The 24,153-nt window shown below is 63.4% G+C and carries 12 protein-coding genes and 1 tRNA gene; 5 read left to right on the forward strand and 8 right to left on the reverse strand.

Translation table 11 applies throughout. The features are described from left to right. The first annotated feature begins 45 nt into the window (after nt 1-45). The 5 genes from FEZ59_RS29180 (at nt 46) to FEZ59_RS29200 (ending at nt 16,362) form a co-directional block, all read left to right on the forward strand. Complete coding sequence (locus tag FEZ59_RS29180) at nt 46-498, forward strand: flavodoxin family protein (protein ID WP_019748153.1); 453 nt, start codon at nt 46-48, stop codon at nt 496-498. 208 nt (nt 499-706) lie between these two features. Next, entirely contained in the window at nt 707-13,168 is a 12,462-nt protein-coding gene (locus FEZ59_RS29185; protein WP_346343258.1) for an amino acid adenylation domain-containing protein, read from the forward strand. A 40-nt stretch (nt 13,169-13,208) separates the two neighbouring features. After that, a complete protein-coding gene (locus FEZ59_RS29190) occupies nt 13,209-14,222 on the forward strand; it encodes an ABC transporter substrate-binding protein (protein ID WP_029538034.1) in 1,014 nt (337 codons plus the stop codon). 17 nt (nt 14,223-14,239) lie between these two features. After that, complete coding sequence (gene entS / locus FEZ59_RS29195) at nt 14,240-15,520, forward strand: enterobactin transporter EntS (protein WP_346343259.1); 1,281 nt, start codon at nt 14,240-14,242, stop codon at nt 15,518-15,520. Then, nucleotides 15,517-16,362 (forward strand): siderophore-interacting protein, encoded by an 846-nt coding sequence (locus tag FEZ59_RS29200; protein ID WP_172933536.1) that lies wholly within the window; start codon nt 15,517-15,519, stop codon nt 16,360-16,362. The genes entS and FEZ59_RS29200 overlap by 4 nt, the downstream gene beginning before the upstream one ends. Here FEZ59_RS29200 and FEZ59_RS29205 read toward each other — a convergent pair. The 8 genes from FEZ59_RS29205 to FEZ59_RS29240 form a co-directional block, all read right to left on the reverse strand. Next, nucleotides 16,311-17,759, reverse strand: a complete 1,449-nt coding sequence (locus FEZ59_RS29205; RefSeq protein ID WP_172933537.1) for an MFS transporter — start codon at nt 17,757-17,759, stop codon at nt 16,311-16,313. The genes FEZ59_RS29200 and FEZ59_RS29205 overlap by 52 nt on opposite strands. 1,022 nt (nt 17,760-18,781) lie before the next feature. Then, the gene (locus FEZ59_RS29210) at nt 18,782-20,407 is read right to left on the reverse strand and encodes an ABC transporter permease (RefSeq protein ID WP_172933538.1); all 1,626 of its coding nucleotides are present in this window, start codon (nt 20,405-20,407) and stop codon (nt 18,782-18,784) included. Then, nucleotides 20,404-21,195, reverse strand: coding sequence for an ABC transporter ATP-binding protein (locus FEZ59_RS29215; protein WP_172933539.1), 792 nt, complete (start codon nt 21,193-21,195; stop codon nt 20,404-20,406). The genes FEZ59_RS29210 and FEZ59_RS29215 overlap by 4 nt, the downstream gene beginning before the upstream one ends. A gap of 121 nt (nt 21,196-21,316) precedes the next feature. Further along, a tRNA-Cys gene (locus tag FEZ59_RS29220) sits at nt 21,317-21,387 on the reverse strand. 103 nt (nt 21,388-21,490) lie between these two features. Then, nucleotides 21,491-22,117: a class I SAM-dependent methyltransferase gene (locus tag FEZ59_RS29225; protein ID WP_172933540.1), complete on the reverse strand. Its 627-nt coding sequence runs from the start codon at nt 22,115-22,117 to the stop codon at nt 21,491-21,493. 20 nt (nt 22,118-22,137) lie between these two features. Next, a complete protein-coding gene (locus FEZ59_RS29230; protein WP_172933541.1) occupies nt 22,138-22,857 on the reverse strand; it encodes a hypothetical protein in 720 nt (239 codons plus the stop codon). Further along, complete coding sequence (locus tag FEZ59_RS29235; protein ID WP_172933542.1) at nt 22,854-23,438, reverse strand: sigma-70 family RNA polymerase sigma factor; 585 nt, start codon at nt 23,436-23,438, stop codon at nt 22,854-22,856. Before FEZ59_RS29235 ends, FEZ59_RS29230 begins: the two co-directional genes overlap by 4 nt. Before the next feature lie 30 nt (nt 23,439-23,468). Next, entirely contained in the window at nt 23,469-24,152 is a 684-nt protein-coding gene (locus tag FEZ59_RS29240) for a lysoplasmalogenase (RefSeq protein WP_172933543.1), read from the reverse strand. Nucleotide 24,153: the final 1 nt, after the last annotated feature.

The following is a 24,153-nucleotide window of genomic DNA, read 5'->3' on the forward strand; positions in this document are numbered from 1 at the left end:
GTGAACGGCGACGGGTGCGCCGCCCGTCGCCGTATTGTCAGGTGTGTGAAGACTTTGTTGGTGGTTCACCACTCGCCCTCGCCGACAACCCACGAATTGTTGGATGCAGTCCTTGCCGGTGCTCGCGATCCGGAGATCGAGGGTGTGGAGGTGAAGGTGGTGCCGGCGTTGGCGGCGACGGTGCCCGACGTCCTCGCTGCTGACGGCTATCTTTTCGGTACCACCGCCAATTTCGGTTACATGTCGGGCGCGCTCAAGTACTTCTTCGACACCACGTACTACCAATGTCTCGGTGCGGTGTCGGATCGGCCGTACGGCCTGTGGGTTCACGGCAACAACGACACTGCTGGTGCCGTGTCGTCGGTGCGCAAACTCGCGACAGGGCTCGGGTTGGTCGCGGTGGCGGATCCGCTCGAAGTGACTGTGAGCGTGGACAAATCTGTCCGCGATGGTTGTTATGAACTGGGCGGAACCGTCGCAGCAACGCTGATGGACTAGCCTTCCACTTTCTCGTTTCGGTTCACGAAAGAGACTGTCCCGCAAGTGGTTGTAGAAGCGCGTGTCCTCTGGTGAACGCGTCGGGAGCCGTCGGTTCTCGGGTCACCGGCGAGGCGGATTCCCCGATTCATCGACATTTAGTTTAGGCTACCCAAAACGACGTTAGGTCACCCTTGGGTGACGTGTGTCCACAGACGAGGGGATCAGTGTGAGCGTTCTTCCAGGTTCGAACTCCGGAGCGGCAAACGAAGCTACGTTTGCTCTCACAGGAGCTCAACTCGGGATTTGGAACGCACAAAGGCTTGATCCCGAATCTCGGAGCTATCTCGTCGGTGAGGTGCTCGAAATCTCGGGCGACGAACCGATCGACACCGAACTTCTGACGGCCGCCATCAGGGCGACGATCGGCGAAGCCGAAACCATGCGGCTGCGGATGATCGAGACGGCGGACGGCCCGCGTCAGTACATCTCCGACGAGCCGGTTGGCGTCATCCCGATCACCGACGTCCGTGACGAGCGCGATCCCGTAGCCGTGGCGCACGCATTGGTCGACGCCGAGCGCAGCCGGGCGTCCGAGTACTGCCGCTTGATGGTGGAGCGCCCGCTGTACACGTACTCGCTGATCAGGCTGTCCGAGCGCGAGATCTGGTGCATCCAGCTCTATCACCACTTGATCGTCGACGGATACAGCGCAGCCATGATTTCGCGTCGTGTCGCCGCGCACTACACGGCCGCGAAGAAGGGAACCGAGGTCGCGCCAACGCGATTCGGTTCTATGACCGATCTGGTCAGCGAGGACGAGGCGTACCGGGCTGGCGAGCAGTTCGCGGAAGATCGTGACTACTGGCGTGATGTCCTGACGCCGTTGCCCGCGTTGGACGGACGCGGCCAGCAGGTCACCGGTCCGGCGGAACGAACGATCCAGGTTCGCGAGGTCATTACCGCCGACGCCCTCAACCGCCTCAAAGAGGTGGCAGACGCGACGGGAACAACGTGGGCCGAGGCACTGATCGCCTGCTACGGCGCGTTTCTCCACCGGTTGCTCGGTGAGACGGATGTTGTCATCGCGATGCCACTCATGGCGCGCGTAGGCCGCACGGCACTCAAGACGCCGGCCATGGCAGTCAACGTTCTGCCTCTCCGGTTGACGATTCGCAGCCACGATCGACTCGGTGACCTGAGCAAGCAGGTGGCCGCCACGATGAAAAGCCTGCGCGCACACCAGCGCTACCGCGGTGAGAATCTTGCTCGGGACCTGGGCGTCGCCGGCACCGGCGCACTGCTTCACGGGATCGGAATCAATCTCAAGGCTTTCGACTTCGCCCTCGATTTCGCCGGCGCTGTGGGTGTACTACGTAACGTCGCCGGAGGTCCGCCCGAGGACCTGGGTTTGACGGTCACCCCCATCGCGGACGGCGAAGTTCTCCTCGGGTTCGAAGTGGACGCGCGCACCAACACTCGGGATTCGGTTCAGCGTCGCCTCGCTGGTTTCGTGAGCATCGTCAACGCGATGGTGGGGGAGGGAGACCCTGCCGTCGGACAGGTGCAGATGATGCCGGCACCCGAAGCTGCGCGGATCCTTGCCGGCCGTGAAATTGAACCTGTGCCTGGCTCCGTCGCCCTCGTCCCGGACGTCTTCGACCGCATCGTCGCCGATCATGCGGATGACACGGTCCTGGTGTGCGGTGAGGAACGTCTGACAGGCGCAGAACTCGGTGGCCGCGTCCACAAACTCGCCCGGTTGCTTCGGGCTCGCGATGTCGGCCCGGACGACATTGTCGGACTTGCGCTTCCGCGTACCTCCGAGATGGTGGTGGCTCTGCTCGCGACACTGAACGCGGGCGCAGCGTACGTGGCCCTGGATCCGCAGCACCCGGCCGAGCGGTTGCGGGATCTGATCGACGACGCGCAACCGAAGGTGGTGCTCACCACTTCCGCGCTGGCCGAGCAACTCGTCGGAGATTCTCGACCCGACCCGCTCGTACTCGATTCCGACGAAGTGCGCGAAGAACTCCGTGCCCATTCCGAGTTTCCACTCGAACTCGGTGAACTGGCGACGGCGCGGCATGGCGATCACCTGGCGTACGTCATCTACACCTCGGGATCGACAGGCAAGCCGAAGGGCGTGTTGGTCAGAAGCGGTGGATTGGCGCACCTGCTTCACCATCACCGCGCCACCATCTACCGGGACACGGCCGCGCGCGTCGGAAACCGGCAACTGCACACCGCGCATACGGCGTCGTTCGCCTTCGACGCGTCTCTCGATCAACTGCTGTGGCTGCTGTGTGGTCATCGGGTGCACGTATACGACGAAGAACTGCAGAAGGACGCCGTTGCCCTGGTCGCGGCGTTCGAGCGAGATTGCGTCGACGTGGTCGACACGACGCCGTCGATGGCGGCAGCGATGGTGGACAACGGATTGCTGCGCACGCAGCGGCTGCACCTGCTTGTCGTGGGCGGCGAGGCGGCACCGCCCGCACTGTGGGACGCGATCATCGAATCCGGCGTTCCCGCTCGAAACCTGTACGGCCCCACCGAAACGACGGTCGACGCGATCGCGACCACGGTCGAAGGTGCCGGACCGCGTATCGGGTACCCGCTCGCGGGAACCCGTGCGTACCTGCTCGACAGCGCGCTCGCGCCGGTCGCCGACGGCGAACGAGGTGAGCTCTATCTGGCCGGACCGCAATTGGCCAGGGGATACCTCGGTCGCGCCGGCGCGACCTCCGAGCGTTTTGTCGCAGATCCCTTCGGGGCTCCGGGAGATTTGATGTACCGCGCCGGGGACGTCGCGCGCTGGGTACCCGGGCGGGGATACGACTTCATCGGTCGTAGCGACAAGCAGGTGAAGATCCGCGGACATCGCGTCGAGTTGAGCGAGGTCGAGGCTGTTCTCGGATCGGTGCCCGGAATCGGCGCGGCCGCCGCGCTGATCCGTACGGATGGAGGACGGCCCAGCCTGGTCGGCTACGTTGTAGCCGCCGCCGGTACGACGCTTCCGCCGCAGGAAGAATTGCGCCGAGACCTCGCCGGTCGCGTACCGGATCATCTGGTTCCCGCCGCAATCGTCGTTCTGGACGAACTACCCGTCACGGTGAACGGAAAGCTCGATCGTGCGGCACTACCTGCGCCGGCTACCGAATCGGAAGGTCGCGCTGCATCCACACCACACGAGGAAATCCTCTGTGACGTGGTGGCCGAGGTGCTCGGCCGCGAACGCGTCGGCGTGGAGGAGGATTTCTTCGGCCTCGGTGGTGACAGCATCACGGCAATCAGTGTCAGCAGTCGCCTGCGGGTGCGCGGACTGGTCGTCGCTCCGAAAGAGCTACTTGCACAGCGAGATCTGGGAACCATCGCCGCTGCGGCGCGTGAGATTGCCGATGACGCCGACGCCGTAGCCTCGGTTGCGGACGTGGCGACCGGCACCGTGATCGCTCCGCCGATCGTTCGGGCACTGATCGACAAGAATCCGACAGACGAGGCAATCGCGGGCTACGCGCAGTGGACCGCAGTGCGCATCGACGACGGCCTCTCGCTGGGCGACCTGCAGTCCGGCGTGCAGACGATCCTTGATCACCATGACGCTCTACGTCTGCTCCTGCGCCGTGACAATGACAGCGGCACTACCGAATTGATCGTCCGGGACGCCGGCGCGGTGCGCAGCGAGGGACTCGTTCGCGAGGTGTCCGACACCTCGGAGCTGCCCCGGATCAGAGAGCTCGCGGAGGCGTCGGCGGCGAGTCTCGACCCGCGCGCCGGTGAACTCCTGCGAGTCGTACTGGTCAATACCGCGGCCGGTCGACCCGACCACTTGATCGTCGTGGCTCACCATTTGATCGTCGACGGTGTGTCCTGGCGAATTCTGCTTCCAGACCTCCACGAAGCTACCGATGCAGCGCGCGAGCGTAGGTCGGCCCGGCTGGGTGCTGGCGGAAGTTCGTGGCGCCGATACGCGGGGTTGCTCGCAGAATTCGGGGCCTCGGGCAGCAGGGCCTCAGAGCTCGAGTACTGGAAGTCCGCGTCGGTACAGGCGGACGACGAGCCGATCGGCAGTCGTCGTCTCGACCCGAAAGTCGACGTCACCGCAACCGCCTCTCGCACGACAACTGTTGCACTCCCGGCTGTCACCGACGCGCTTTTGACCACACTTCCGGCGGCGTATCGAGCCAAGGCCGACGAAGTGCTTCTCGCGGGTTTGATGCTTGCCTTGCGCTCATGGCAGCACAGTCGCGGCCTCATCGGGCTGCCCGCGCAGACAGTCACCGTCGAAGGCCATGGCCGCGACGCGCTCACCAGCGATACCGACTTCGCCGGAACCATCGGGTGGTTCACCAGTGAGTTCCCCGTCCGGGTTCCCACCGATGCACTGCTCACCGCAGACGATCTTGCCGACGCACTGAGCGGCGGAGCAGCTGCCGGGCATCTGCTTCGTGCGGTGAAGGAAGCAAAACGCGCCGTACCCGGAGGTGGAGTCGGCTACGGAGTTCTGCGGCATCTGGATCGCGACACCGCACGTGACCTTTCCGCGTGCGCTACACCTGAACTGTTGCTCAACTATCTCGGCCGCTTCCCGTCCCTACCCGGAACCGGATGGCGATTGCCGGAGCAGGATCCATTCGCGGTCATCGAACCGGCGAGCAAGGCAATGTCGGAAGTGCTGGCGCTCAACGCATTTGTCCGAGAGGACGACTCGACGACGCTGGCAGTCGAATGGACTGCGGCGGGTTCAGTGCTCGACGCCGCGACGATCGTCGAGCTGCAAGAGCATTGGGAACGTGCGCTCGCTGCACTGACCGCGCATGCCGCGCTCTTCGAGGGTGGTTTGACGCCTTCCGATTGCTCGGCGACGATCTTCGGCCAGGGCGCGGTGGTCGATCAAGCCGGGATCAACGAACTCGAAGCCGTCCACGGACCGCTTGCCGATGTACTTCCGCTCTCGCCGCTACAAGAAGGCCTCCTGTTCCACGCGGTCCGTGACGGCGAAGCAGACGTCTACACACTTACTGCACGCTTCGACCTCTCCGGCCCGTTGGACGAGGTGAAGTTGGCCGACGCGTTCGAGACCGTGATCGACAGGCACCCGAACCTACGCGCAGCTTTCCACTACGAGCAGTTCGAACGGCCCGTTCAGATCATTCCGCGCGGTGCAAAAGTCGAGTGGCGTTCGGTCGACCTGACCTCCGTTCCAGCTGACACTGCATTCCGCTCTGCAGATCAGCTCGAGGACGAGGCCGCCGATTACGTCTTCGATGTCAGTACACCGCCTCTGCTGCGTGCGCTGCTGATTCGGCTGCCCGGCGGGGTGCACCGTTTGGTCCTCAATGCGCATCACCTGCTCACCGACGGGTGGTCGACTCCGATCGTCCTGCGCGAGCTGATGAACGTCTACCACGACGGCGATGCGCACCTTCCTGCGCCGACGCCGTATCGCGACTACTTGGCATGGATCGCCGGCCGTGATCAGGACTCTGCCCGCGCAGTGTGGAGTGAGCGTCTGCGTGGGCTCACCGCGCCGACTCTCGTTGCCGACGCAGGGGCGCCGCGAAGTGTGCCCGTCGCGCTCGAGGTTCCTCTCGCGACATCGGACGCCGAAGCGCTGATCGAACTCGGTCGTGCGCGAGCGCTGACGGTCAACACCCTGGTTCAGGGTGCGTGGGCGGCGGCGCTCGCCGAAGCGACGGGACAGTGGGACGTCGTGTTCGGGGCCACGGTGTCCGGCCGACCTGCCGAACTCTCCGGGGTGGAGGGAATGGTCGGGTTGTTCAGCAACACGATTCCGGCCCGCCTCGACATCGTCGCGGATCAGCCCTTGCTGGATCAGTTCGTCGGTCTGCAGAACGCGCAGTTCGACATCGTGGACGTCGAGCACACCAGTTTGGCCGAGATCGAACGCATCGCCGGGATCGGTCAACTGTTCGACACGCTCCTGGTGTTCGAGAACTTCCCGAACTCCGGTGCGGGACAGCCTGCATCGCACACACTTCGAGTCGAGGGATTCACCAACCGCGGAGTCACGCACTATCCGATGACGTTGATGGCGCCGCCGAGCACCGGTCTGGATCTGGTCCTGTACCACGATCCGGCAGTTGTCTCCGAAGCCACGGCGCAGCGAATGGTCACACGGCTCGCGGAGATCCTGCGTGGGTTGCTGACCGAGCCGACAGCTCCCGCATCCGCGGTGCTCTCGGTTGTCCGACAGACCCGCCGCGTTGCCGATGCGGTGGCTGTCACAAAAATGGTGGCTGTCACGAAAAAGGCGGCCGCGTCTGATCAAGCGATCGATGTCGATCCAGCGGTCGTCGATGCAGTGTGCGCCTGTGTCGCAACGGTGTTGGAGATTCCCGACGTCGATCCGGGTGACAATTTCTTCACTCTCGGCGGTCACTCGCTCACAGCGATGCGGTTGGTGGGAAGTCTGCGGAAGCTGGGAATACGCGTCGTCGTCTCCGATGTCTTCGACACCCCGACCCCCCTCGGTCTTGCAATGGCCGCACGCGTCGATCAGAAGAAGTTCTCGCCGGATTCGGTTGCTGTCGTCGATCGACCCGCCGTGACCGTGGCGACGTTCCGCGCCCCGGCAGTGGCGGGAAATCCTGATCACGAGCGGTATTGGGTTCGCACGCTCGCGGGCTTGCCCCTCGAAACGGACCTTCCCTACGATCGCCCGCGCGGCGAAGAGTGCCGCCCGCACACCTACGTTCGTCAGCTACGCGATGCTCGGTTCGGTGACGGATCAGGATTCGACGCGGTGCTGTTGGCCGCAGTGGCGGCGACGCTGAACGGCTTCGGTGGCGGTCGGGACCTTGCGGTCGGACTGTTCTCGGAAGGGACTGACAGCCTGATTCGGGTCGATCTGTCCGGTCGGCCGAGAATTGCCGATGTCGTTCGACGAGTCGAAAACGCTGTCTCTGAGGCACTTGCGCATTCCGATGTCAGCCTGGACCGAATCGCCGATCTACTCGGGCGTCCCACCAGCAGTCTGTTCGCTGCCCGTGTCGGTCACTCGCCCGGAAATAGCGTCGACCTCGAATTCGTCCGAACCGCAACAGAACTTCGATTGACGGTTGATGCCGGGCTGTTCGACGCCGCGACTGCGGACGCATTGCTCGACGGTGTGATCGCGGTCCTCGGTCACGAAAACAGCACTGTCGTCGCGGATCTGCGATTGTCGGAAAGCAAGTGGGATCGCGATCCGGGCCGACGCGCGACGCCGCCGTCGGGGATCTCGCAGTTGTTCGCTCGACACGTCAGCCGTCACCCCGACGACGTCGCGGTGATCTCCGGCGAGGTCGGAATTACCTACGGGGAACTGTCGGCGCGCGTCGACGAGCTGGCCCGCGAACTTCTCGCGGCCGGCGCCGGACCCGAGAAGGTAGTCGCCGTCGCGCTCGATCGAGATGCGGATCTGGTGGCCGGACTGCTCGCGGTACTGCGTATTGGTGCGGCGTACCTGCCACTCGACGTCGACTACCCGAGTGAGCGGCTCGAGTTCATGATCGAGGACGCGGCCCCGGTGTGTGTCCTGACCAGTATCGACAGCGCAGGGCAACTTCCGTCGACGGTCGCCACGAGTGTCTTCGTGGACGGTGAGTTCACCAACTCGGGCGTTGTGCTTCCTTCACCGCCCGCGGCGGGTGATCACCTCGCCTACATGATCCACACCTCCGGTTCGACGGGTCGCCCCAAGGGCGTGATGGTCTCGACGGGCAACCTCGCGGCCTTCGCGGACACGGTACTCGAGGATTGCTGGATCAGGCCGGGCGATCGCATCGTCGCGGTGACAACGGTGTCGTTCGACATCGCCGCACTCGAGTTGCTGTGCCCGCTCGCAGCGGGCGCGACTGTCGTGATCGCAGACCGCAGGACGGTTCGCGATCCGGATGCGTTGTCGGCGTTGATCATCGCAAGCGATGCGACAGTGATGCAGGCAACGCCGGCGCTGTGGCGAGTGGTCACCGAACACGAGAACGCAGTCGGACTCGCCATGGTGCGAGCCCTGGTGGGAGGGGAAGCCCTCCCTCAGGATCTGGCTGACGATCTGGTGGCCAACGCTGCTTCGGTCCGGAATGTCTACGGACCCACCGAGGCCACGGTGTGGGCGACATCTTCGGTCATCACGACCGGCGACCGAGTCACGATCGGTCAGCCCTGGACCGACGTGCACGTGCGAATCCTCGACGACGACCTGCGTGAGGTTCCGGAAGGCGTTGCGGGCGAGCTGTATCTGGGTGGTGCGCAGGTGGTCCGCGGATACCTGAATCGCCCCGATCTGACCGTCGCTCGGTTCGTTGCCGATCCTTCTCTGCCGGGGGCACGTCTCTACCGCACCGGCGATCTGGTCCGACGCAGGCGAGGGGTTTTGCACTTCCTTCGTCGTGCGGACGATCAGGTGAAGGTTCGCGGTTTCCGTATCGAGCTCGGCGAGGTCGAAGGCGCGCTCGGATCGGTGGCCGGTGTGTTCCGCGCGGCAGCCACCGTCCGTGTCGATGCGGCGGGCACCGGAAGTCTGCACGGATATGTGGTTCCCGAAGGTGGAACCACGCTCGATTCGGTACTGGTGCGCAAGGAGATTGCGCGGCTGCTCCCTGAGCACATGGTGCCGCAGAGCATCACGGTGCTCGAAGCACTCCCGCTCACCCTCAACGGCAAGGTGGACCGAAAGGCATTGCCCGACACCGCGCCGGATCGTGTGCCGAGCCCACTCGTAAACGTCGATGCGGATCGTCGGGCACGGCTCGAGTCGCTGAGCCCGGGCTGGCAGGACGTGTTGCCACTCGGTCCCTTGCAGGAAGGCATGTACTTCCAGTCGGTTCTCGACGGCGCGGGCGGTACGGATGTCTATCACATGCAGCCGCGATTCGAGTTCTCCGCCGATGCTGCCGTCGACGTTCGCTCACTCCGAGCAGCGGGGGATGCGCTCTTGCGGCGCTATCCGAACCTGCGGGCCGGCTTCACACACGCCGGTTTCGACACTCCGGTGCAGTTCGTGCCCAGGGCAGCCGAAATGCCTTTCCGCGAGATCGATCTGAGCGCAGTTGCGACCGAGGACATCGATCGCGAGGTTCGCGCCGTCGACGAGGCCGAATTCGGTACGCTCTTCGACTTGAGTGCACCACCACTCATTCGAATGGTGCTGGTCTGGTTACCGGGTGGGGGAGCGCATCTCGTCTTCACTCAGCACCACCTGCTGACCGACGGTTGGTCGCAGACCTTGATGTACGCGGAGTTGTTTGCGCTCTACGAGTTTGCTCGCACTCACGGCACGGACCCGGTTGGACTCGACGGCGCGCTCGACAAGCCTGCGGACTTCCGTGATCACCTGCGATGGATCGCCGAAGCGGATCGCACGGACGCCCTCTCGTCCTGGAAGGACTACCTCGCGGATCTCGGGCAACCCACACTCGTGGGTGGTACGGGATCAGGCGGACGCGCTCCGTTGCCGGTGTTCACCCGGGTTCAGCTCGAACAGAGCATCACCGAGCACGTTCGCGAGCTGGCCAGACGTAGCGGAGTGACGCTGTCCACCGTCGTCTCTGCGGCGTGGGGCCTGGCATTGCGCGCCGTGACGGGGCGTGACGACGTGGTCTTCGGATCGACGGTTTCGGGACGTTCACCCGAGGTCGAGGGCGCCGACCGCATGGTGGGCTTGGCGCTCAACACCATTCCCGTGCGTGTCCGGGTCCGGCCAGGCGAGGAGATCTCGGCGTTGCTCGGACGCCTGTTCCGTGAACAGGGTTCGCTGCTGGGGCATCACCAGCTCGGGCTCGGCGACGTGCAGCGAAGCGCTGGGTTCGCAACACTGTTCGACACGCTCTACGTCTTCCGCAACACGCCTCGTGACGAACAGGCACGTCGAGACACGTTCGGGCGCAGTGGAATCGTCGGGTTCGACGCAGTGGACGGCACCCACTATGCGCTCACGCTCGACGTGGATCCGGGGGTCGGGGATGCGCCGATGGCGCTCACTCTCGAAAATCGTCCCGACCTGATTCCCCACGACGTGGCTCGGGACGTTCTTTCACGCACCATCACGATCCTCGAAGTGATGGCGAATTCCGATACCGCCACGGTGGCGGACACGGCGGTTCCGCTTTCGCACACCCCCGCGGAATTCGCTTCGGAGCACATTGTGATGCCGCGGCCGGACCAGGCAGGCGGTAGCGTGGACGCCTTGCTCCGCGAAAGGGCAGCGGCAACTCCGGACGAGACGGCGCTGGTCTTCGGAGACGTCACACTGAGCGCAGCCGAGATGAACACTCGAGTGGACAGGCTGGCACGGATACTCGCTTCGGCGCTGGGGCAGTCGGTGCCAGGCGCGGGATCGACCCGTGTTGTGGCGCTCGCACTTCCGCGTACCGCCGATCACGTCGTAGCGATCTTCGCGGTCATGAGAACCGGAGCGGCATACCTTCCCTTGGATCTGGCTCACCCGCCGGCACGCCTGCGCGAACTGATCCTCGACAGCGATGCGGCGCTGGTGATCACCACGACTCAGACGCGTGACCTTGTTGTTCCGGACGGACAGGTATGTCTGGTCCTCGACGACCCGGACGTAACCGGGGTACTCGACGGGCAGTCCCCGGCACCTGTCGTCGACGAGGCCGCAGTGTGCGGGCCGACCTCACCGGACCAGCCTGCCTACGTCATCTACACCTCGGGCAGTACCGGAAAACCCAAGGGCGTCGTGGTGGGTCACCGCGGGTTGACGACGATGTATCACAATCACAAGGCCGAGATCTTCACTCCGACCGAAAACAGTGTGGGTGGCCGACGTTTGCGCATCGCGCACACAGTCTCGTTCTCGTTCGACATGTCGTGGGAGGAACTGTTCTGGTTGCTCGCGGGGCATGAAGTTCACGTGATCGACGAGCAGGCGCGACTGGACCCCGCGTCTCTGGTGAAGCATTACCGCGAAGTCGGTATCGACGTCGTGAATGTAACCCCCTCGTATGCACGGGAACTGATGGCCGCCGGTCTCCTCGACGGGGAGCGGACGCCTGTGTTGGTGATGCTCGGAGGAGAAGCTGTACCTGCCGAACTGTGGTCGCGATTGCGCGATCAGGACGGTGTCGACGGGTACGACCTTTACGGGCCGACGGAGTTCACGATCAACGCGATGGGATCCCCGGTTCAGGGGAGCGAGACACCGTGCTTGGGTCGTCCGATTCTGAACGCGTCCGCGCGGGTACTCGATTCGGGGCTGCGGGAGGTTCCGATCGGAGCGGCGGGCGAGCTGTACATGTCCGGTGACGGAACGGCGATGGGTTACCTTCACCGGACCGCGCTGACATCTTCCGTATTCGTCGCTGATCCCTACTCGGTCGGTCACCGCATGTACCGCACGGGTGACGTCGTTCTGCGTCGCCGCGACGGCGAACTCGAATATCTGGGTCGCGCAGACCATCAGGTCAAGATCCGAGGCATTCGGATCGAATTGGGTGAAGTGGAATCCGCGCTGGCGTCGTTGCCGGGAGTGTTGAGAGCGGCAGCGTCAGTCCGTAGCGAAGGCGGTGGGCCGCCGCGACTGGTCGGGTACGTCATCGAAGAACCCGGCGCTGATTCAACCGATCTGCGAGCTGCGTTGCGGGAACGCGTACCGGCACACCTGGTTCCGTCGGACATCGTCGTCGTGGATTCGATTCCGCTGACGCCCAACGGAAAACTGGACCGCGGTGCGTTGCCGGCACCCCCCGCCCGAGCAGCGGCCCGAGCACCGCGAACCGAGATGGAAAGGCAACTGTGCCAGGTCTTTGCGCGGGTACTCGGCGTCGAGGCCGTCGATCCCGACGAGAGCTTCTTCGATCTCGGCGGCGACTCGCTTCGAGCCATGCGACTGGTGGGGGAGATGGAGCATGACCTGTCGGTGAGCGTCGGTGTGGGAACGCTGATGGCCCGTCCGACAGTTGCAGAACTTGCAGCACACCTTGGCGAGTCGGCGTCCGAAATCGATTTAAGTCGCGATCGCCTTCTGACACTCCGAGCCGAAGGCAGCGAAGAACCACTGTTCTGCGTGCATCCGGCCGGTGGATTCGCTTGGCCCTTTGCACCTTTGATCGGTGTCCTCGAGGCTGACCGTCCACTGTTCGGCCTGCAACTTCCCACAGTTGCCGGTGAGCCACTCGAACCGACGAACGTGGACCAACTGGCAGCGATGTACGTCGACACGATTCGGGGCGTTCAGCCGAGCGGGCCGTACCACCTGCTCGGCTACTCGTTCGGTGGCAACGTCGTTGCCGCGATGGCGGCTCAGCTGGTCGGTATCGGCGAGAGGGTGGAGTTCGCCGGTCTGATCGATACTCATCCACTGGGAGATCGTGACGATCGCGGTCGCGACGATGCCGACGACCGAGATCTGGCCGCCGCCCTGCCACCCGAGATCCTCACTCAGGCAACGGGACTGGTCGAGGATGTTCGGGCGGGTTTTGATGCCACTCGTTTGCTCGTGGCCCGCTCGACTGACACAACCTACGACGGACCGGTTACTCTGATCACCGCCGACGCCGAGGCGTCCGGACAGCTGCTGGCCGATCGCTGGCGCAGAGTCCGCGGGGACCGGGACATGGCAGTACACCATCTGCCGTACGACCACGCCGGATTGGTGACCCCAGCCGGGTGGGCGGCAATTGCCCCGCTGCTCGACAGCCATTTGTCGAAACGCACGGCCACATAGTTTGAAAACCACACAGTTGAAACACAATGGGAGCTCAATGATGAAGTCCACACCGCCCCTCGCGATACGGAGTTGGCGACGATTCGTCGCCATCGCAGGGTTGCTGATCGTCGCACTCGTGGCGATGATCGGTTGCAGTAGCGATTCGAACGACGAACCGACCAAGGCTGCAGAGCCCACGACGCGCGTGATCGAAACCGAAAAGGGCTCGGTCACCGTGCCCGCGTCGGCGGAGCGCATCGTGGTTCTGAGCGGCGGTCTCGCCGGATACCTGTACGCCCTGGACGCACCGGTGGTTGCCACCGATACCCGCGTCCTCGGTGTCACGAACCTCGACGGTGGATTCCCGCCGGCATGGTCGGATGCCGCAAAGGCGCAGGGCACCAAGGAATTGCCGGCCGGCGAGCAGCTCAACATCGAAGCCGTCGCGGCGGCTGAACCCGACCTGATCATCGGCGGTGGACAGGGCATCACCTCGGTTCAGGCCGAGGAACTCTACGACCAGCTGACTGCTATCGCACCCACCGTGTTGGTCCCCAAGACGGTTGCCAACTGGGACAAGCAGCTCGAGATCGTCGCCGATGCCGCAGGTCGTTCGGACAAGGTTCCGGCACTGATCAGCGCGTACGACGACAAGGTCAAAGAGGTCAAGGGCAAGATCAAGGTTCCCGAGGGCAACGTCGTCTACATTCTCTCGCTCGCCAACAACAAGCCGTACCTCGTGCCGCCGACGGCAGCGCTCCCCGCAATGCTCGCCGAGCTCGGTTTCAAGGCCGACGACGTCATGGCCAAGGCCGGCAACCCGCAGCTCTTCGGCTCGGGTGACTCGTTCGAGGTCAGCCCGGAACTGCTCTCGCAGGTCGCCGATGCTCCTGTCGCCTTTGTGATTCCGGTGTCCGGTCGCCCGATGGCCGAACTTGCCACCGATCCGCTCTACTCGCAGCTGCCGTCCTTCAAGGCAGGCACGACGTTCGAGCTCCCCGCCACCAGCTACCGTCCTGACTACGACGGCGCAATGGCTACGCTCGACCTGATCGGCCAGACCTTCGCATGACTCGATTCGGTGGGCTGGTGATCGATGTTTCACCGTTGCGGACCAGCCGTCCATTCAGGTACGCGTTTTCCGCGCGATTGATCTCGCTGCTCGGGATCGGACTGCTCGTCGTAGCCGTTCCCGCACAGACGTACCAGCTCACCGGCTCGACCTTGCAGGTTGCCGGAGTGTCCACGGCGATGGCCATCGCCATGTTCTTCGGCAGCCTGTTCGGCGGTGTGCTCGCTGATCGTTACGACCGGCGACGCACCATCCAGTTGGCCCGCAGTGCTGCGGGTCTCGGCTTTGTCATTCTCGGGTGCAATGCGCTCTTGCCACACCCGTCGATGTGGGTCATCTACGTCGCGGCAGCCGTCGACGGCTTGGCCGGCGGTGTCAGCAGCTCGGCCTTGATGGCTTTGATGCCGACGTTGTTGCCGCGCAACAAGATGGCTGCGGCCGGCGCTTTGGTAGCGCTGACCACCGACATCGGGACGATGATCTCGCCGGCAATCGCCGGCGTGATCATCGCCTCCGGCGGCATCCCCGCGACACACTTTGTTGCTGCGGTGGCCACCGCAGCAACTGTCACGTTGTTCCAAGCCATCGGCCCTTCCCCTGCACCGGGCACGAATCACGAAAGCCCGATGCGCGCGCTTGTGACCGGCGTGAAATTCGCCGGCACGCACACAGTCATTCGCGGCATCCTGATCAGCGGACTGTTGGTCATGTTCGTCAGCGGGCCTATGGTGTTGCTGCCTGCCTTCGTCGACCAGGTTCTCGGCGGCGGACCCACCATGCTCGGTCTGCTCTACGGCGCCCCCGCTGTCGGCGCTGTGGTCGGTTCCCTCACCAGCGGGTGGACGGGACGAGTCCACCGCAACGGCGCCGCGATGTTGATCTCTGTTGCGCTGATGCCTCTCGGCCTGGTGGTACTGGGTGCGTCGGGAGCAGCGATTGTCGCGTTCCTGGGCCTGGCCGGATTCGGCCTCGGCCGCGCACTCAACGACATTCTGAGATTTGCAGTCCTTCAACAGAACACGCCGGACGAATTGCGCGGACGCGTGTCCAGTCTGTGGATGGTGCAAGCCGTCACGGGTACGGCGATCGGTTCGATGGCAGCCGGGTTCCTCGGGCAGTGGCTCGAGCCTGGCGCCGCGCTACTGGTCTTGGGGCTCGCCGGTGTGACACTGGGCCTGGTGCTCCTGGCAGCATTGGGTTCGGTGCGCCGGGTAACTTCGGAGATCAACGAAGTCGATCTCTCCGAAAACACTGTGCCGGTGGGGAATGCTCCGCCGGAAAAGGAAGGTAGTTCATGAACCGAGGAGACCACCTCGCGACCATCGCCGAAGTTCTGGCGGGAACCACCGGCGCAAAAGTGCCGTACCCCATCGGCATTCGCGAACTCGAAGTTGTTCGCAGCGAAATGGTCGGGACCGGACTGTTGCGTCTGACCTTGGGTGGACCGGAGTTGGAGGGCTTCGAATCGCACGCTCCCGACGAGCATGTCCGCCTGGTGTACCCGGATGCAGACGGAACTTTGCGTCTACCCGAACGCGACGGATTCAGCCTGAAGTGGCCTCGTCCATTGCCGATCTCGCGTGAGTACACCGTCCGTCGATACGACGCCGAGGCGGGGGAGCTGGACCTCGACTTCGCGCTCCACGAAGGTGGGTACGCCTCTGATTGGGCTCAGGCGGCCACCGTCGGCACTCGGGTGCACGTGGCAGGTCCGCCCGGCGGCGTCGTAGTTCCATGGACGTACGACCGCTATCTGCTGGCCGGTGACATCACCGCCCTTCCTGCCATTGCTCGTTGGCTCGAGATGATGCCCGCTGCTGCCGCCGGGTGGGTGTTCGTCGAGATCACCGACCCTTCACAGGAAATCCAACTCACTGTTCCGGAAGGCGTCGAGGTGCGATGGCTGCACCGCGGTGACGTCCCAGCCGGTCACTCGGATCTACTCGAGCAGGCAGTCCGGACGGTCACCGTGCCCGAAGGTGAGCGCCTCTACGCCTGGATCTCCGGTGAGGCCACCAGTCTCAAGCCGATTCGCAGATTCGTACGCGACGAACTCGGCCTGAGTTCGGGCGACCACCTGATCACGGGTTACTGGAAGCGCGGAGTCGCAGACTTCGACGAGGACGACGACGACCACTGAACATCGGTTGACGCCGGTTTCGGCATCGTCACCGCGACAACGAGTCCGACAATCGCAACGATTGCCGCCACTCCGAAAGCCGTGGCGAATGCCGAGTGCTGGGGAAGGCCGCCGGATGAAGTCGCGCTCGCGATGATCCCGGCGGCAATTTGGGTTCCAACAGCAGAACCCAGCGATCTGGCGATCGTGACTATTGCCGTCGTGACACCTACGCGGTCTGCCGGTGCGCTGTCGGCGGAGATGACGAACACTGCCGTCGACGCGGCGGCAACGCCGGTACCCGCAAGGATCAGCACCACAACGATCTGCCACATCGTGGTTGCAAAGACCCCGACGGCGCCGCTCAGGCCGAGAAAGGCAACCCCCGCTACCGCAATGGCTTTCGTGCCGACCCGTTGTGCGAGCTTTCCGGAGATCACCGACGCGATCACCGCTGCGCCGTAGCCGACGCACAGCAGGAAGCCGATGGCGCTGGTCGACGCACCGCGGCCGAATCCGCTTTCTGCCGGCACGGCGAGTTGCTGCGGAAGTAGATAGACAACAGCGCCGTAGGTGAACCCGAAAACCACGCCGACGACCACGGCGCTCCACATCGAACGATGCCGCATCATCGTCAGGTCGACCATCGGCTCGGTTGTCCGGCTCTGATACCTGGCCCAGATCGTGAACACGGCAGCGGAAGCGAGAAGCAGCAGCATCGACGTCGGTGCGCCCCACCCGTTGCTCGATGCGCTCGCCAGCCACGCCGTCAGCGTCAACAACCCCAGAGCCAATCCGGCAGCTCCCGGCCAATCGAGTCGGCCGCCGACGTTCGACATGTGATCTCGTGGTGTGCTCACGGCAAAAGCAATTGCGCCGAGCAAAACGAACGCGGTCGGAACTGCATACATCGCGGTGCGTGAGACGTTTTCCGCGACAGGCCCGGCCAATACGACTCCCAGAGCGCCGCCGGCCACGACGACAGCCCCGAGCAAACCCGTGGCCGTCTTCAGTCGGTCCGAGGACAAAGTGCGTCGTAGGACCACGAAGCTCACGGGAAGCAACCCGAGCCCGAATCCCTGGAGAAACTGGCCGAGGACGAACAGCGGGAAGATCGTTGCAAGAGCGGACACGCTGCCGCCCAGGACGACGATTGTCGTGATCGCGAGCAAGGTGGGGCGGGCGCCGTACACGTCGGCTATTCGCCCGGCCATCGGCGTGACGAGAACAGTGCTCAACGTCAGAGCGACGGATGCGAGCGCTCCGACGTCGGCCGTCACTCCGAAGTCTCTCTGTATCAGGGGGAGTGCGGGGACGATGATGCTTTCGAGCGCGGCCACGGCAGCGATCAGCAGGGTCAGGCTTGCGATAGTTGCTACCGGTCGCGGCTGATTTCCGGAGATGCTCTCTGTGGTCATCGTGCTCTCTTTCTATCGGGGAGTGAGGAGCTTCTGGACACGACGAAGCGCCGCCCCAGCAAGAGTCCGGAAGGGTTGTGGCACTGGGTATATAGGTCAGTGCAGTAGAGCGTCTTGTTATTTCGTTACGCGTACCGTTATTGTGGAGAAATGTAATCGGATTCAGCGCACAAAGCAAGAGCCGGATGGGGCGGAATTGGCGCGAAGTATCGCGAGACCACAACCGGCAGACTTTCGATGTTGTGGTCGGTCAGGGTCAGGTGATGTGACGATGAGGCGTATTTCTCGTCGAACATGACGCTGGTCACCAAAAGGGCTCTGCCAGCAGGGAGTTCATCTGCCGGACACATCCAAGGTCCCCGTTTGAATGCCGGGTTTGTTAGCTTTCTGCCTGTGACGCGACGTCACGGAAAGTTCACGAATCACGGAGGATCATCATGGGTTCTATTTCAACGATCATCGGCATCTTCGAGCTCTACAAGCTGCTCGAGCCGCTGCTGAGTTCGCTGAGCTGATTCAGGTGTGATTTCGCTGTCGAGCCGGGGCGCCGAGGGACTCGGCTCGGCAGCGGATCTCGAGGATCCGGCGCGATCAGGACCCGTGGAACGGATGTCGGCACCGGCAGAATTCCATCGCTCCGGTGTAGTGGTCCATCACCAGGATTTCTGCGCACCGAGCGGGTTGGGGTGCGAACCTGAGGCAGCGCTCGATCCAGCCGCGCTCGAGCGAAGGGGCCGGGTGCGCGCAGTTCCCGCATTGGCCGGGACGTTCGGCGACACGTACGGAACCGTGGTGCTCCGGGGGCATGCCAAACATCTTGGTGGTGCGATGTTTCCAGGGCAATGGTTCGGCTCGAGCGGAAGCTATGTCACGAAAGCGCGACGGCGATATGCGAGGACCGAACCCGATGAGGCTGCCCTACCTAGCTACCTGATAGATCCGATTGTCCAGACTGAGTTTTTTGGTGCAAGCTGCGGCTACTGCGCTGACGCCCAGAAATTCTCGGACTATCTGGGCAACGATCATGTGGTGGTAACTGCGAACAGAATCCGATCCGGCTCGCGTTGCATACGGGTGATCGCGACGCGGCCCCCGATCCAAGCACCAAGTGCACCAATCGCAACAGCGACAGGGATGGCGAAATAGTTCACCGGGTTTGGTAGCAGCGCCCCGAGTAGAACGCCGGGCGCCGTTGTCGCGGCGAAGATGACGATGGCGAGGATGATCAGTCCGAAGGACGAGCCGTTGAAGGACCCGCGGGTGTTGAAGGAGAACGTCTTCTTCATCTCCGGAACCGGGTAGGGCGCTTTGGCGGATATCGCCACTACCAATCCTGCACCGACTCCCATCATCGAAATGCCGACGGCGATCGGCACGGCCAGTCGGTCGGTCCCGAGGTCCCCGAAGATCCGTACAGCAGCTGTTGCGACGACCACGAAGGGTGTCATCACGATTGCCCACGCGATTTGTCGGCCCCGGACGTCAGCGGAAGCGGCTTCGGGGATCATCACCAGATGCCAGATCGATGCGCCGTCGAATCCGTACAGATTCGATCCGGCTGCCATTGCCAGGTAGATCAGGAACCAGGCACCCCATGCGGCGGAGAAGGGGATCGATGACGAGATCAGCGGTCCGAAGCCGGAGACCAAGGTCATGATGGCAACGGAGAGCAGTTGTGTTCGTCGGCGCATGTCTCCGTGCCAGAGCGAAAGCTCGCGAGAGATGACGGTGCCCAGTCGGGATGCGCGCCAACCGGTTCGAATGTCGCGGCCCTGGTTCTTCAATTGCACGGAAGTGGCGCCCGCTGATTCTGCGACCTTCCCGTTGAAGTAGCGAACGACCAGGCGTTGCCATGACCACAGCAGTGCGAGATCGGCCAGCACCAGGGCGAGGACTGCTCCGGCGGCGAGGAGCCAGGCGCCTCCTGCTGCTGCGTCGACACTGGTGATTCCCCACGCGAACGGTATCGAATGCGCGACCGTGAGCGGCCACGTGACGTCGCCGTCCACGACCGTGCCGAGGCGACTCTGCAGCGGAAATTGCAGCAGATACAGTCCGCCGAAGAACGTGCCGAATGCCAACAGTCCCAGTTCGCGGCTGCGACGACTCCGCAGGAGCTGCGACATCGCCAGCATCGCGACCCGTGAGGTGCCGACCATCAGCAGGACCGTTGTGAGCCACGCAACGATCGCCAGAGGCAACGCGGCAGCATGGTGGGTTGCTGCATAGATCGGTATCGCTGCTGCAGCCAACGCGGTAATCGGCACGGTCATACCGACCAGCGACGTCGAGAACAGTGCTCTGGCGAGTCGGACGGGTTCCAGGGGGAGTAGTTGGAAATGTCTGGGGTGAAGATTGTCATCTGACAGACCAGACATGATCGGCATCAAGATCCACATCACGCCGATAGCCGACAGTGCGAGACTGGTTGTGCCGCTGGCGAGTTCGGGAGAAACACCGTTTGTTCCCGAAGCTCGTAGGCACAGTAGAGCTGCCCCCAGAACCCCGAACAACGCTGCAATGACCTTGATTACAGCTCTTCCGCCGGTGAACTGACGTTTGTAGAGGGTCATGCGCATTCGAAGGACCGTGCGCCACACAGAGTCCGCCGTGTTCCAGTGTGTCGGAGAAAAGCTGGTGGTGGTCATGCGCGCATCCATGACAGTCCGTCGGGATTGGGACTGCGGCTGCCGACAACGCGAACGAATGCCTCGTCGAGAGTGTTGCCTGCGCGCACCTCGTCGACCGTTCCTGAAGCCACGACGCGCCCGTCTGCGATGACTCCGATGTGAGTACACAGTTGTTCGACAAGGGCCATCACGTGACTGGAAAGAATGACCGAGCCACCTGAGTGGACGAACGAGAGCAGAATGCTCCGAATTCCGGCCGAAGAAATGGGGTCGACAGCTTCGAACGGCTCATCCAGTACCAGTAAGCGAGGGCCGTGCAACAAGGCCGAGGCCAACCCGATTTTCTTCGTCATACCCGCTGAATAGTCGGCGATGACCGTTCCACCTGCATCGGTGAGATCGAGCGCGGCCAACAGTTCGTCGCGTCGTGACGCGATGACGTCCTCTGGCATGCCGCGCAGGCGTCCGAAATAGGTGAGTAGTTCATGGCCGGTGAACTGGGCGGGTAGCGCCAGACCGTCGGGTAGAACGCCGAGCAGACTCTTCGCTGCCACAGGGTCGTTCCACACGTCGTAGCCGTACACCAGGCTGCGACCGTAGTGCGGGTGAAGCAATCCGACAGCCATCGACAGTGTGGTCGTTTTTCCCGCACCGTTAGGGCCCACCAGGCCGAACAACGAACCTGAGGGCACCGCGAGGGAAAGGTCGTTCACAGCAACTTTCGCGCCGAACGCCATGCAGAGGTGTTCCACCTGTAAGGCCATCGGTCCGGGAGGCAACTGGCCTGTCTCGGGGAGAGGGTGCATCGATCGAGGGTAACTGTCCGGAGCCCTGTGCGCGGAGACAGAGCGGAGCGATGCAGGCTGCGTGCACCGAATGTCATTGGTAGGTGGTTGGTCGCGGCATGAGTCGCTGGTTCGCAAGCTGAGCGGATGGCAGGAGTCGAACCTGCGTGGACGGTTTTGCAGACCGCTGCCTTGCCGCTCGGCCACACCCGCATTGATCCAATTATGTTCGTAGTGAACAACAGTCGCCAGGATTGTGATCAGGGTGAATTGATCGCCATGTGACGGATTGTGGGGAAGGCGGTGAACTGGCGGGCTAGGCGCGGGAGAACACCGCGACCAGGAATTCGGAATTGTCCTTGAACGGGCGCAGGTCCCACGTGGACAGCAGCAGATCAGCCTCGAGGCCACTCGCGGCCGCGTCGGCGAGAAACTCGGGGAACTCGTAGCCACGGCCGGCACCGAATCCGATGACCACTCGGCCGCTCGGAGCGAGATGACGAGCAAATCCTGACAATACTGCTTGCCTGGTTGACGGAGCGAGAAACGCCATCACGTTGCCTGCCGACACGATGACGTCGAAATTTGCCTCGACACCGCGGGCCGGTAGATCGAGCTCGGAGAGATCGCCGACAAGCCACGTCGGGCCTGGGTGGTCCTCCTCCGCGGCAGCGATGAGAACCGGGTCAACGTCGACTCCGACAACCACATGCCCGACGTCGTGCAGATAACCGCCGAGTCGGCCCGGCCCGCACCCTGCATCGAGAACCCGGCCACCGCGTCCGAGCATCGCGTCGATCAAACGTGCTTCCCCGGCAATGTCCTTGCCGTCCGCTCTCATGGAACGGAAACGCTCGACATATCGTGTGGAATGCGTCGAGTCGGCTGCAGTGATCTCTTCCCACTGGCTGGGGATGCGCTCGTTCGGGGCCTGTGCAGTCATCTTTCGAGGGTACCGACAGCTCACCGGGTGCCGACGACCGTCCCGTCTGCGGCATATCCGACGAGAGTTGGACGCGGGAAGGTGAGCGAGAGGGGAATCCATCCGTAGAAGCGGTCTTCGGCAAGAATTGTCGGATAGATTTGGCCGTCTGCGGTGTGAAGTTCGGCCCGAACGGCACCTCCCGCCCCTGCGTCGTAGGTCGCCTCGTGCGAACCGGCCTCGTACCCGGCGCCGCCCCCGAATGAATCTGCGCCGTACAAGTCGTCGTTCGATCTGCAGCCGTGTCCGAGGCTGATGAATTTCGACGGACCAACCTTGTCGGTCTCGGATGACGTCTCGAAAACCGGGGCGACGCACCTCCAGCCATCAGCGCCGTGGGCAACGAAGACGCTGAACACGGTTCCGTCAGGTCCGGGGATGGACCCGACCCGCTCGGCGGTGGACGGATCTATTCCGCCGTTGGTTCCCGGCATGGTCTGCCAACCCGAGTACATATCCGTAAACGGTTTAGGCATCATCGCCGTGGCAGCGGCGCAGCCCACCATTCCCGCTGCACAGAGCATCGCGACGAGAGCTACGGCGCCTACCCGGCGGCGTGGAACTCTGGGTGTTCCAATGTTGTTTTCGTCAGCGATGATTCGGATGCGAGTGGCAACCTGGACGTTCTCGGGCCAGAGTTCGGCGGAAAGAGAATCGGTCGGCCGCAGCTTCTCGAGGGTGGTCAGCAGATCTTTGCTCATGGAGTACTCCCGTGTTCGGCGGCAGCGCAAGGTCGGGCGGTGTTCATCGGGATCGCGGTGTCAGGTTCTGAAGCCAGCCCGGTGCTCAATCGACGCCGAGCGCGAAAGAGTCGAACATGCATGGCTGGAACCGAACACCCGGCGACCCGCGCTGCTTCGGTGGCGGTCAATCCGTCCCAGGCAGTCAGGAGTAGGGCTTCACGCTCGGTGACGGTGAGTGTTGTCAGTGCTTCGAGCAGTTCTGTGCGGTCGGTGACAGTAACGTCGGCGCCCGGCGTCGATGCCGCAATCTGTTCGATGCGTCGCATCTTCTCGGTCAACGCATCATGGCGCCGAACGCTCCGACGGTTGTTGTTCAAGGTGTTTCGAGCCACCACCAACAGCCATGGAAGTGCCTGTTCGGGCACTTCGTCCAAGCGTCGCCAGGCAACGAGGAACGTCTCGGAGACAACTTCCTGTGCGCTGTGATGATCAACGTGGCGGCAGGTATAGGCGAACACCCGACCGGCGTAGGCGTCCCACAAGACGGTGAAACGCTCTTCGTCGCTCGGTGGTGGCCCGTCCTCGGATTTCGGCGTCATAAGAAGAGATGTCCGGCTGGTTGCTGATCCTTACAGCGTGGGCGCCAATGGACGGTATGCCGTGTTACTCCGGCCGAGGATTCCGACGGTCAGGAGCAACAACGCAAGGATGTACAGCGTCATGATCCAGATGCCGGCAGCGGCAGGCTGCCACTTGTTCGCCTGACCGAGCAGGATCAGGGCGTCAGAGGTGAGGAACAGTGCGCCGCCGATACCGGTGGTCGTGTTGTAGGCCAGTGCGGTGGACGCGGTTCCCACCAGGATTGCGGCGTACACAGGGACGGCAATCCGAAGTGCCGGTTCGAGACCGGTCCAGGCGTACGACACAAGGGCAATTCCGGCAACGGCGTACGCGCACAAAAACCATGGCCGCCTTCGTATCTCCCGAAGAGCGCCGTGCGAGAGAAAGAATCGGATGAAACAGACGTGACCGATCGCGAAGGCGGCCATCCCGATGACAAACGTGGAGTCCCAGATCAGGAACAGGTCTCCGAAAGCGCAGGCAATCAGCGCAGCAGCAACAATCCTCGGTCCGCCTTGGTCGACAACCCAGGCAGCCAGAATCGGCGCGAGCATGACCTTGGTGATCCCGTCCCAGGGCACAGCATCAGCGGCATTCAGGATCAGATGAAGAATCGCCACCGCGGAAAACCCGACAAACCATGGCGACCGCAAGGTACTCGGCAGTCCGGCGTCGCGAACAGATTCACGCATC

It is taken from the genome of Rhodococcus sp. MS13 (assembly GCF_013277835.1).
GTDB classification, from domain to species: domain Bacteria; phylum Actinomycetota; class Actinomycetes; order Mycobacteriales; family Mycobacteriaceae; genus Rhodococcus_F; species Rhodococcus_F erythropolis.

What these genes read in the sequence shown, in the direction of transcription:
- FEZ59_RS29200 (WP_172933536.1), top strand. Translation starts at nt 15,517, where the DNA reads ATGAACCGAGGAGACCACCTCGCGACCATCGCCGAAGTTCTGGCGGGA.
- FEZ59_RS29215 (WP_172933539.1), bottom strand. Translation starts at nt 21,195, where the DNA reads ATGCACCCTCTCCCCGAGACAGGCCAGTTGCCTCCCGGACCGATGGCC.
- FEZ59_RS29230 (WP_172933541.1), bottom strand. Translation starts at nt 22,857, where the DNA reads ATGAGCAAAGATCTGCTGACCACCCTCGAGAAGCTGCGGCCGACCGAT.
- FEZ59_RS29225 (WP_172933540.1), bottom strand. Translation starts at nt 22,117, where the DNA reads ATGACTGCACAGGCCCCGAACGAGCGCATCCCCAGCCAGTGGGAAGAG.
- FEZ59_RS29190 (WP_029538034.1), top strand. Translation starts at nt 13,209, where the DNA reads ATGAAGTCCACACCGCCCCTCGCGATACGGAGTTGGCGACGATTCGTC.
- FEZ59_RS29240 (WP_172933543.1), bottom strand. Translation starts at nt 24,152, where the DNA reads ATGCGTGAATCTGTTCGCGACGCCGGACTGCCGAGTACCTTGCGGTCG.
- FEZ59_RS29210 (WP_172933538.1), bottom strand. Translation starts at nt 20,407, where the DNA reads ATGACCACCACCAGCTTTTCTCCGACACACTGGAACACGGCGGACTCT.
- FEZ59_RS29235 (WP_172933542.1), bottom strand. Translation starts at nt 23,438, where the DNA reads ATGACGCCGAAATCCGAGGACGGGCCACCACCGAGCGACGAAGAGCGT.
- FEZ59_RS29205 (WP_172933537.1), bottom strand. Translation starts at nt 17,759, where the DNA reads ATGACCACAGAGAGCATCTCCGGAAATCAGCCGCGACCGGTAGCAACT.